Here is an 11196-nt window from a genome sequence, read left to right as displayed (position 1 = left end):
ATATATTTTATATTTCAATTTTATAATATAAAATATATTTAAAATATACTTTATATTAAACCTGAGTAATATACTCTGAATATAATAATAAATATCTGATTAATATGGTTGGTTTTAAATACCAACCGTATTGGTCAAATTAAAATAAATAACTATATTAATCATGTATTTAAAAATAAATTAAATTTATATTAATTAATGGGTATTGCATATTAATAATGGTCTTGTTTAATATTAATTAAGTGTTAAGTTTCTTATTATAAAAGGTTGTTTAATATGTTGAAACAAGCTGCTCTTATTGCATTATTAGGGGTTTCTGCATCTGCGATGGCAGGTGGCTGGCAGGTCAAAGTCGGTGGATCTACAATTGCTCCAACTCAAGACACAACAGTTGCTGGTGTTGGTGTTGTAAAAGCAGAAAGTGAATTGGCATTTACCCCTTCTGTAGAGTATTTCTTTGGTGATTCTCCTATTTCTGCTGAATTATTATTAGCTGCTCCAGTCAACCATGATGTGTCAATCAATGGTGAGAATGCAGTTAAAATTAAGCATTTGCCACCAACATTAACTGTTAAATATAATTTTAAAAATTCAACCCGTTTTACACCATACATTGGGGTAGGTGGAACAGCATTTATTGCTTGGGATGAGGAAACTAAAGGTGCTCTTTCTGGTGCATCGGTTAAAGTTAAAGAAGATTATGGTTTTGCGGGTCAAGTTGGTTTTAATTTCCAACCAGCAGATGCGAAAAACTGGGGTGTATTTGTAGATGCACGTTATGCACAACTTAGCCCAGAAGTGCGTGTAGAGAATACACCAATTAAATTTGATCTAGATATTGACCCAATGGTTTATACCATCGGCTATAGCTATAAATTCTAAGTAATAAAAATAACAATAATAATAACAGCGCTAAAACCTCATCCTTGGATGGGGTTTTTTTATGTTCTTTGTTTGAGTATCTGCAACAATCTTTCACTATGCAGACGCAAAAGATTACACTTTATCCTACTGATTTTGTTTAAATTGAACAAAAAATAGAGTGTTTAAACATGAGAATTTTAAAAATAACTTTATTAATAGTGTCTTCATTCACTGCAATGGGAAGCTATGCTGCCAGTTTTGATTGTGCGCGTGCAGTAACTGTCACTGAACATAAGATCTGTAACCAGCTTGGCTTGAATGATGCCGATGTGAAAATGGCAACAAGTTATAATATTTTAAAACGGTTGGTGCCTATGGGAACGCGTTCAGTGATTCAGGATGAGCAAGTGAAATGGCTGCGTTTACGTGATCAATGTCGGGATAATCTACGTTGTTTAAACGATGTATATGCCATGCGGCAGCAACGAATAGATTTATATTTACAGCAAATTTATCAACGTGGACCGTATTAAAAAACATAAATGATTAAAAAAAGAACAATTGCTATTGAAAAATCATCGAGTCACTCCAATTCATTAAGCATCTGATAAAAACACTGTGTGAATGAATTCGAGGAAGGTTGTATGAGCGAACACAATACACAAAAACATAGCTTTCAGGCTGAAGTGGCACAATTACTCCATTTGGTGACTCACTCACTTTATTCAAACCCAGAGATCTTTTTGCGTGAGTTAATTTCGAATGCTTCTGATGCCTGCGATAAACTGCGTTTTGAAGGTATTAATCATCCTGAATTTTATGAGAATGACCCGAATTTACATGTACGGATTATTTTAGATAAAGAACAAAAAACACTGACTATTTCTGATAATGGTATTGGTCTGACGCAACAAGAAGCAATTGATAACCTTGGAACGATTGCCAAGTCGGGTACCAAGGACTTTATGTCGAAATTGACAGGTGATCAAAAAGCCGATGCACAGTTGATTGGTCAGTTTGGTGTAGGTTTTTATTCGGGCTTTATTGTCGCGGATAAGATTACAGTAGAATCACGTCATGCAGGTGTGCCTGAGCAGGAAGCGGTACGCTGGATTAGTGGTGGTACAGGGGACTTTGAAGTTGAGCAAATTGAAAAAGTAACCCGTGGTACAGACATTATTCTGCACTTACGTGAAGATGCTTTAGATTATTTAGAAAGCTATAAAGTTAAGCAAATTGTCAATAAATATTCTGACCATATTAGCTTGCCAATTGAAATGCAAAAAGAGGTTTGGCAGGAAGAAGAAGTAGCCGAAGGTGAAACACCGAAAGGCGGTCAGATGGTCAAAACGGATGAATGGGAAGCAATTAACTCTGCCAGTGCTTTATGGACACGCAGTAAAAATGAAGTCACTGAAGAGCAATACATCGAGTTTTATAAGAACTTGAGTCATGATTTTGACGCTCCATTGGCATGGGCACATAACCGTGTCGAAGGTAGTACCGAATATACGCAATTACTGTACATCCCAAGCAAGGCACCGCACGATATTTTCACGCGTGAGGCTAAAGCAGGGATCAAGCTGTATGTGAAGCGCGTGTTTATTATGGATGATGCGGATAATTTAATTCCGAACTATCTACGCTTTGTGCAAGGTGTAGTGGATAGTGCAGATTTACCGCTGAATGTTAGCCGTGAACTGTTACAAGAAAGCCGTGATGTCCGTACCATTCGTGAAGGTAATGCACGCCGTATTTTGACCGTGTTGGATAGTTTGGCGAAATCGGAAGATGAAAAAGACCAAGAGAAATTCAAAACTTTCTATGCTGAATTTGGTTCGGTCTTGAAAGAAGGCTTGGGTGAAGACTTTGGTAATCGTGAGCGCATCTTAAAGTTACTACGTTTTGCGACATCTACTCACGATGAGATCAGTACTTCTTTAGCAGACTACAAAGCACGCATGAAAGAAGGGCAGAAAGCCATTTATTATGTGACTGCGGAAAGTTTGAATGCTGCGAAGAACTCGCCACAATTAGAGTTGTTCAAGAAAAAAGGCATTGAAGTGTTATTAATGGCTGACCGAGTAGATGAGTGGGCAATGAATTTTGTTCAGGACTTCGATGGTACGCCAATGCAAAACGTGTCTAAAGGTGCAGTGGATTTAGGCGACTTGCAAGATGCGGAAGAGAAGAAAGCCCTTGAAGCTGCTGCCGAACAATTTAAACCTGTCGTGGATAAATTGTCGGATGCCTTAAAAGCAAAAACCAAAGAAGTCCGTGTGACTACGCGTTTAGTAGACTCACCAGCGTGCTTGGTAACTAGTGAAGGTGAACTTTCACCTCAACTCGTCCGCATGTTGAAACAAGCAGGTCAGGCAGTGCCTGAAAGCAAGCCAATTCTGGAAATCAACCCTGAGCATCCATTGGTGAAAAAGTTAGATGGTAGTACCCATTTTGAAGATCTTGCTAATGTGATCTTTGATCAGGCGGTAATTGCAGAAGGTGGTTTACCTGAAAATCCAGCTGAATATGTAAAGCGTATTAATCAGTTGTTACTTAAATAAAACCTGAATTGATGTAAAAAGGCAACCTGTAAAAGGTTGCTTTTTTATTGAGCATTTTTGTGGATAACGCAAAAGTTATCCACAGAAAACTTAGAACAAGGCTTCTAAGCGTAATAAAGTACTTAGATAATGACTACGGTCTGCACGATGATCATTGTAATAATTGAGATCGGTTTGCACATAAAACCATTCACGCCATAAAGGCTGCCGCCATGAAATGAATGGTCCCCAACTATTTAGACGTAAATCTGAATTATCCAAATAGCCACCTGTGTAGATTCCGTAGTTAAACCGATTGCCTTGAAAGAATTGATGTTGACGGAAAGCGTAGTTGTCCCAATTTAAATCATCTTTTTGTGCATCGGCATAGGTTAAGCTGAATTGGTCACTCAAAAAAGCTTCGTTAGGACGTGCATGAGTCAACTCTAAGTTGGTCCGCAAGTAATTTTCACTGTCGACCCCGTAACGGTAAATTTGTTCCGCGTGAAAGAAAAAGTCATTTTCTAGCGCCCAATCTTTTTTCGCTTTTAAACGTAGATAGATATCATCGCCTGAACGAACCCCGATATCAAAGTCGGTTTCAAATGGTAAGCGCTTGGAAATATCTGACCAACGCAAAGCCAATGAACTGTTGGCATCTCGGTTTTGACGCCGATCGTAGGCTTTGTCATTGTCTGGGCTCGGTGGGTTCTCATTGGTGATGGCGACGTTATTGGCTAATTCGTTATCTAGAGAGTCATCACCAAAGACCAGACTGAGTTTTTTTTCTAAGTTGGGCAAACTGATCTTACCGCGGATACGCGGCTTAATGTCGTATTCATCGTGTTTATTCCAGCGGTTATCAATTAATACCCTTAAGGTTGCGGAAGCTGGGGTTTCGGTATTTTTTGCACCAAACCAACCATCAATGGTTTGAGAGGTATCATCAGCCCAGTTACGAATGAGCTTTTGTTGACGATCCACCCAAGTTTGATTTTCAGTGACCACTGTTGAAGGTACAATTTGCTCATCGGATTGTTCAGGCAGAACCGTTGGGGCTGAATCGATCCAACGTGGAATAGTATAGAACAAGCTATCCTCTGGTGTGGGTGCTTGCTCAATCGTATAAGGGGGTGAAGCAGGGGAGGCTTCTTGAGGTTCACTCGTATTTGCCCAGCTTGAGGTGTGGACCATCCCCAAGGCAACCATCAACACAAGTGGCTGGGTAAAAGTTTTTCTCATTGTAGGCATTATCATGATCTTTTATTCTAAATTTACATCTCAAGTTTGGTAAATTTTAGGGATGAAAATCAAGCTTTTGCTACAAAATAAAATAAATTAACTGCCAATGTATATTTGAATGGCATCATACAATTTTGATGCTGAAATGGGTTGAGGGAGAGTTTGAATAATCTTTTGAATCAACTGCCACGATACCCCTTGATGGCGGTCTAAGAGAATATAAGGATAAGCTGTTTCTTCGCGTAATAACTGTAGTCGAGATTGACCATGAATGACACGAATTTTCTGCCGTTCTTTGAGTAAGATAATTGGGGTTCTGTAGTTGGCTGAAGTTTCTTCAAATGCAATTAATTTATGCTTTTGAATGCAGTTTGCGGGAATAAATGGTTGATAACTTTCAGTGTTCCAGACTAATTCGGCTTGTTCACTATACAGTTCGAAAAATTGCTGTGCGTTTTTACATTGCTTAAGTAATTGCTCATTTGGTAGTAATTTGAGTGCCACGAGTTCGTAAGCATAATGTTGGCTGACAATATTACCAAGCCGTATGGCATGTAACTGATCTTCTGCACCTAAAATCACGATATATTTGACAAAGCGTCCTTGAGCATTAATTTGTTCAGCTAAATACACAGGCTGATTGTTATATTGTTGTAGTTGACTTGCTGAAACAATGATTTCCAATAAAGGCATTAACTCGGAAACATTGTCCAACGTTAAGTGGCAAAGCTCTAATTCTTGTGCTTGTGGAAATTGTAATGCGGCTAAACGACATTTCCACTCGCCCAGTTCAACAATTTGTGGAAGTAAAGAATTGGGTTCAAGTGCTGCAGTTGCTGTTTTGAGAAGTAATCCACTTGTTGTTTGGGGTTCAGCGGAAGCTAACGAGGGTTTTGTATCCTCTTGTTTAGGGCTTAGCGAAAGACTTTCCATTGAAAAAGCTGCTGCATCCCAATCTGTATTTTGCGTTGATGTGCCTTGTGGTATCAGCGATTCAAAAGAAAATGGACGATTTATGCTATGAGATTCTGGAATCGATTGACTTGAATTCTGCAAAGGAACCACACTGTTTCGGCTCATTTTAAAAGTTTTGCCTGTTTCTAAGGTTTCTTGGTTTAGTTCGGTATCGGTTTTTAATGCTGCATAAATTTCTTGTTGTTCTAACATCCATGCATAATTTTTTTCCAGTCCATCCCAGTCACTCAACAGTGCGGTACGATTCGGGGCTGGAATATACCAGATTTGAAAGCCTAAATTAGCACGATGTAGAATTGCCCAACCCATTTCAGGGTGTTGCTCAAGCGCCTGCTCCAAGGCTAAATCTTGCTTAAATACGCCTCGAAAAGTTTGTACATATAATGAATGTTGAGCAAATTCCTGCGCGGCAAGTTCAGGCTGCATATGCGATTTAAAATTTAAAATTTGTTTTTTAAAAATCGGTTCATCACAATGAATAAAAATTTCTTTCAGACGGCATTTGGATTTGGCAATTTCATAAAATGACAAAGACCGTTGGTCTAAGCTATGAATAAGACCTTGTAATTCCTTGGCTAAATGGGCTTTTTCTAAAACATTCATAGGCTGTCTTTAAAGATGCTGTTGTGCCTTTTCCAAATAACTGGCCAAAACAATATTGGCGGCTATTTCTAATAATTTATATTCAGTTGAAGTGTGTTGCGGATAGCGTTCAGCCATCACAATCAATTCATCCAGATTGATGGTTTGAGGTGCAACTTTTCCTTGAATGAGCGCTTGAATATCTTGCATCTGCATGAAATTTAACTCTTGATTCAATGATCTAGATGATTTGATTATATGGATTTATAAGAAAAAAACATGAAATTTTTTGTCATATTTGACGCATTTTTATATGAATATGACATTTATTTAATATTTTTCATTAAAAATATTCGTAACAATTCATTTTTTAGTGAAACTTAACGACAACCGTTATGGAAAATAGCAGATTGCTGCCACGTTGTGATTGTTGGTTTTCGTGTTGTAGCAATAACTTAATCATAAAAAAACAGCCCGATTGAGGGCTGTTTTTTTATTGCGCAAAATATTTTGTCTTAAGCAGCATCTTTTGCAGGCGCTGACACATCTTGAGCAATATGTTCAGTTGGTGTCGCAGTTGAAGTTTGTGCTTTCACCTCTTTTTCTACTGGGAAATTAGGTACAAATACTACCTGAGCAGAAACTTGAGCAGAAATCGCAAACGCAGCAATAGCCAAAATAGATTTCATGATTGACATAAAAATCACCTTGATAACAGAGAGAACATCCAAATTGGATAGGGATAAAAAATAAGCGAATTAATAATATCAAAAAATGATCAAAATGGGGCGAATTTCAGCCAAAAAAAGAATGAATGCTTGGTCAAATTATTGTTGTAAATCAATATAATAGAGTTATTGCTCTAAGATTGTCTTAACAATTAAGACAATCTTGTAGGGGTGGAAAAACATTGAAAAATAAAACATTTAACGGTGTTTAGGCTGATGCTTTTGATACATTTTTGTACTCATAATTCCGATGACTGCACCTGAAAAAGGACTAAGTTTAGGAAGGAAACGCCCTGCAATTGCACCCATCACAGCACCTGCAAAAGCAGGTGAAACACGAGATTTCTTTTTGGTTTGGGTTGATCTAGCACGGGAAAAATCTTGCGTGGTTGGCGCGTCAGTAGTTTGATCGAGAATAGTTTGATATTTCATATGGACCTCATGTCAAAGTTAGCTGAGTAACTGTACTGTTCTAGCCTATCGCAAGGTTGTGTAACGATTGTCAGGTTCCTGTGTAGCCTAGGCTGACTTTATACAAGTGAATTGTTGTGATTATTGGTTAAAATGTGGTCGCTGTATGAATTCGGTGATATCGCTTTGCAGGGTAATGTCGAAATTGTGTTGACAGAAAAAAACCTCCAAAGTTAGTACTCAGGAGGTTTAAAAATGATAGCAATTAAATCATGAGAGGCTTATTTGGATTACTCTGTAGTTGAGTCACATTGTCCATCGGCATCGCATTGATTTACGTCAGGCGCTGTATCTGTATCGTGTGCTGTTTCCATCGCTTTTTCTAAGACTTGTAAGAAGACTTCGCGAGGCTGTGCACCAGCTAAAGCAACGCGCTGATCAAACACAAAGAAAGGTACGCCAGTGACTTTGAGCTGATCGCGTGCGACTTCCTGATCAAATTTAACAAAGTCTGCGTATTCATCTGAATTCAACACATCATCGACTTCAACAGGGTTTAGTCCAATACGTGCAGCAACGTCTTCAATGGTTTCACGCTCACCAATTGGCAAACCTTGGGTCATATAGCTGTAGAAAAAGGCTTCTTTCGCTTCAGAACCCAAGCCTTTACTTTGTGCTAAGTGGATAATACGGTGTGCATTAAATGTATTGCCAGAATTGGCATTTTCCCAATTAAACTCAATACCTTCTGCTGCGGCCATTGCTGCAATATTACGTTGCATGTCTTCAACTTCTGCAAGTGTACGACCATATTTTTGTGCTAAACGTTCAGAGTTTGAAATCTCTTGGCGTAGCGGTGCTTCAGGGTCAAGCTCAAAGCTGTGCCAATGCACTTCTAGTTCTACACCCGCTTGCTCTGCCGCAGCTTCTAAACGTTTTTTTCCGATATAGCAAAATGGACAAACGACATCGGACCAGATATCAACACGCATGTGATTTCTCAAAAAGTAAAAATAGCAATAGAACGAAAGATGGGGATGATTTATAGAATTTAAAGCGAATATGATGAAAAAAGCCTGTTGTTGGATGCTGTTGACATCGTGTTAGTTGATCCATATTTGACCGCTTATCTGACAAATAAACTGGATGTAGCTGAAAAAATATACAATAAAGTTTGAGCTATATAATACATAATCTTGTTGATATCTCTACTTTTGGGATGGTTTTATGAATTTGATGAAATATTTTCTAGCACTTTCTTTTATTGGGGTTTTGATATCAACCGATGTTCAAGCCAACGGTGAAATCGTGAGTTTGCCGACATTTAAAGTCATGGCTGAGTCAGAACTTCGCGCAGAATCAGGAATCATTCCTTATCAGCAGGACGAAAATATTCGTAAGGCCTTACAGCATCGGATGATGCAATTACAGGATGATACCCAGTCTTTTGTCGTAGACCCGACTCTTGTTCACAATTTAGATGTTTTAGCGCCTGCTGCGACACCCGATCTAGGTTCATTACCTCCATTATTGCGTGAACATATATTAAATATTGCCGCGGGTTTACAGTCATCTGACCCGACTGAAGGCTTGTATATCATGTTGCAACCTTTTGGTATTGATCGGAATGCAAAAAATGTCCAGATTGTCCGTGAGCAAATTTCTATTGGACAAGTCGATTATAATTTTATCCAGGGTAACCAACCCAATACACAAGTGCCTCGCGTACCAAATACAAAATAAAACGTTTAGTATTTTAATTATAACTCATTGTTAATTTTAATAAATTTATAGTGGAGCATATTTTTTTAAATGTGAAAAATTGCTGAAATATTCAGCATATTCTGATGTTTGCTATGATAGAAACAAAGGGGACTCGGAGCGGATTATGCCACGTATCTTTCTGATTTTAGGATTAGCGACCACTGTCGTGTTTGGTGGATTATTTTATCAATACTACGAGCAACAAAAAGAAGCAACTCAACTCGAACAATATCAAAAGGTGCTCTACGAAAAAACCGATTTAATTTATGCCCAAGCCAAAGATTGGGATAACCCTATAAATGTCGATGTGACCGATGCACGCTTACAGGGTGATTATAAAGTGATGGCCAGTTTTGTTTTGAGCCAGATGATTCAAAGTGCCGAAGCACGTAATGCTTATTTGCGTGAGTTAAAAGCGATTCATTGGGATGAATTTTTAAATATTGAGCGTTTGAACAAGGATAAAAAACAGAATTATCAAGAAACGGATTTAATGTTGCAGCAAGCACATGCCTTGGCAACAGAGTATCAGGTCAAGATTGAACAAGCACAACAGAATGCCCTAGAGCAAGCGAAACAACTACCGATTCAATCGCGTTATCGCCATCAATTGGCAGAAAATTTGCGGGAAAGTGAAAAGCAAAATGAGGCTTTGGCCTTATTTGAAATAGAAAAACAAGTGCTTGAAAAAGCCGATCAGATTTTTTTGGTGTTAAAGAATAACCGTTGGCAGAGTAAAAATAATACCTTCATGTTTTATGATGATGCGGCCCTAAAACAATTTAATACGCTGTATCAGGACGTATTAAAACTGAATGCACAGATGCAACAGATTCAGCAGAAAAATCAACAAGCACTTGAACAAAAGCATGAGTAAACGCTGGATCAGTGTCATATAACTTTAAAATGACTGTGTTAAGTTAGAACTGTTGAACACCTTTACGCATCAGATTTAAAGCAGGTACAGCAATGAAAACCATTCAGGTCTTTGATGATATTCAACAGGTATATGTAGAATTTTTACAAAATAAAGCCTATCCCAAACTGGAGAGTTTGAGTAATTGGGGTAAAAACCGTTTCTTCTTTAGTCAATATTTCCGTTTAATTGAAGACTGGCACCATACTGAACAAATTGTGATTGAGTTTAATCAGCAGTATTACAGTTTGGATACAGGTAATGCCCCTGATTTTATGGATCAAGAAAAATACATGGCATGGTTGATGGCAGAGTTATTGGCTTAACAGTTTGCACGAGTTCTAGAAGTCCATCCATTCAGTTTGGACTTCTAGTTATTCATAATATTAATCAAAGATTTTTTCGGCTGCTTGGAACGGCAGGCTGACCACATCAATCGCTACAGCAAAAGGCAGTAACACCAGTTTTTCAAAAGGATTGAGTCCTGATTTTGATTTGTAGCTTTCCTCTTGATAGGTATAAATGCTGACCTGATACGGCTTACTCAAGGCTTTTAATGACGCCAAATTATTTGCAGCAGGGTAGACCACACCAGCCAAAGCAATGTCGAAACAGAAGCGTTGAGCTTTCATGCGTTCATCACTATAAGTTGAGCACTCTTTTGCGCCATTTTCGATAAAGAATTCGAGGTCTTTTTTACTGATGTCTTCTTTGAGTTTGACGTAAGATAGTGGCAGTGTACCTGTGAAATGACCATCATTTTTCTCTGAATAAAAACTGAGTTCTTTGGTCATTTGAATATTTTTCGGGTCTAGTTTGGTGATCAGCGAGACAAACTGAGTCCCGCCTTGGGTCAATATATAGCTATTTTTCTGCCCTGCAATCACTAGACTATTGGCAGGCAGGGTGTTGAGCGTTTGAGCGGGTTTACCGAATGCCACCACTTGGTCTTCGACTAAAGTGACTTTGTTGGAACGGGTATAAGTTTTATTGTCTTTGGTCATCAGGGTTTTGGTGGCACAGCCTGTGAAAAGTGTCGCTATGATGCCTGCACTGATGATGGTTTTTACTGGTGATGAAAACATCAAGTTCTCCTGCTCATTTTATTGTTAAGCTTTAATAAAGTAATATTTACAAAATCTTGAGAGAACCATAATAAAAAATCCCCGCC

The 11196-nt window shown here is 38.3% G+C and carries 13 protein-coding genes; 6 read left to right on the top strand and 7 right to left on the bottom strand.

Translation table 11 applies throughout. The features are described from left to right. Positions 1 to 276: 276 nt before the first annotated feature. The 3 genes from F4W09_RS09050 (at position 277) to htpG (ending at position 3428) form a co-directional block, all read left to right on the top strand. On the top strand, positions 277 to 882 hold the full coding sequence (locus F4W09_RS09050) for an OmpW/AlkL family protein (RefSeq protein ID WP_016168436.1): 606 nt from the start codon (positions 277 to 279) through the stop codon (positions 880 to 882). A 170-nt stretch (positions 883 to 1052) separates the two neighbouring features. Then, positions 1053 to 1397, top strand: coding sequence for a lysozyme inhibitor LprI family protein (locus F4W09_RS09045; RefSeq protein ID WP_016168435.1), 345 nt, complete (start codon positions 1053 to 1055; stop codon positions 1395 to 1397). Positions 1398 to 1508: 111 nt separating this feature from the next. Continuing rightward, a complete protein-coding gene (htpG, locus tag F4W09_RS09040) occupies positions 1509 to 3428 on the top strand; it encodes a molecular chaperone HtpG (RefSeq protein ID WP_016168434.1) in 1920 nt (639 codons plus the stop codon). 90 nt (positions 3429 to 3518) lie between these two features. Here htpG and F4W09_RS09035 read toward each other — a convergent pair whose 3' ends face one another. The 6 genes from F4W09_RS09035 to F4W09_RS09010 all read right to left on the bottom strand — a co-directional run bounded on the left by F4W09_RS09035 (position 3519) and on the right by F4W09_RS09010 (position 8337). Then, positions 3519 to 4658: a hypothetical protein gene (locus F4W09_RS09035; RefSeq protein WP_016168433.1), complete on the bottom strand. Its 1140-nt coding sequence runs from the start codon at positions 4656 to 4658 to the stop codon at positions 3519 to 3521. An 87-nt stretch (positions 4659 to 4745) separates the two neighbouring features. After that, a complete protein-coding gene (locus F4W09_RS09030; protein ID WP_151504574.1) occupies positions 4746 to 6227 on the bottom strand; it encodes a hypothetical protein in 1482 nt (493 codons plus the stop codon). A gap of 9 nt (positions 6228 to 6236) precedes the next feature. Then, the gene (locus F4W09_RS09025) at positions 6237 to 6416 is read right to left on the bottom strand and encodes a hypothetical protein (RefSeq protein WP_026440885.1); all 180 of its coding nucleotides are present in this window, start codon (positions 6414 to 6416) and stop codon (positions 6237 to 6239) included. Between the two features lie 305 nt (positions 6417 to 6721). Continuing rightward, a complete protein-coding gene (locus F4W09_RS09020) occupies positions 6722 to 6904 on the bottom strand; it encodes a hypothetical protein (protein ID WP_016168430.1) in 183 nt (60 codons plus the stop codon). 228 nt (positions 6905 to 7132) lie between these two features. Next, positions 7133 to 7366, bottom strand: coding sequence for a hypothetical protein (locus F4W09_RS09015; protein ID WP_016168429.1), 234 nt, complete (start codon positions 7364 to 7366; stop codon positions 7133 to 7135). A gap of 269 nt (positions 7367 to 7635) precedes the next feature. After that, positions 7636 to 8337, bottom strand: a complete 702-nt coding sequence (locus F4W09_RS09010; protein WP_016168428.1) for a DsbA family oxidoreductase — start codon at positions 8335 to 8337, stop codon at positions 7636 to 7638. Positions 8338 to 8572: 235 nt separating this feature from the next. Here F4W09_RS09010 and F4W09_RS09005 point away from each other — a divergent pair, with 235 nt between their 5' ends. The 3 genes from F4W09_RS09005 to F4W09_RS08995 all read left to right on the top strand — a co-directional run bounded on the left by F4W09_RS09005 (position 8573) and on the right by F4W09_RS08995 (position 10351). Further along, positions 8573 to 9088: a hypothetical protein gene (locus tag F4W09_RS09005; protein WP_016168427.1), complete on the top strand. Its 516-nt coding sequence runs from the start codon at positions 8573 to 8575 to the stop codon at positions 9086 to 9088. A gap of 145 nt (positions 9089 to 9233) precedes the next feature. Further along, positions 9234 to 9986 (top strand): hypothetical protein, encoded by a 753-nt coding sequence (locus tag F4W09_RS09000; protein ID WP_016168426.1) that lies wholly within the window; start codon positions 9234 to 9236, stop codon positions 9984 to 9986. Between the two features lie 92 nt (positions 9987 to 10078). Further along, positions 10079 to 10351, top strand: a complete 273-nt coding sequence (locus F4W09_RS08995) for a hypothetical protein (RefSeq protein WP_016168425.1) — start codon at positions 10079 to 10081, stop codon at positions 10349 to 10351. Between the two features lie 60 nt (positions 10352 to 10411). On the opposite strand, the gene F4W09_RS08990 is transcribed toward F4W09_RS08995, so the two are convergent. Continuing rightward, positions 10412 to 11110 (bottom strand): YidX family protein, encoded by a 699-nt coding sequence (locus tag F4W09_RS08990; protein ID WP_016168424.1) that lies wholly within the window; start codon positions 11108 to 11110, stop codon positions 10412 to 10414. Between the last annotated feature and the right edge of the window lie 86 nt (positions 11111 to 11196).

This window comes from Acinetobacter tandoii, from assembly GCF_008867985.1.
Lineage (GTDB): Bacteria > Pseudomonadota > Gammaproteobacteria > Pseudomonadales > Moraxellaceae > Acinetobacter > Acinetobacter tandoii.
Note: the sequence above shows the minus strand (reverse complement) of the source record. Positions and strands in the feature narration are given on the sequence as shown.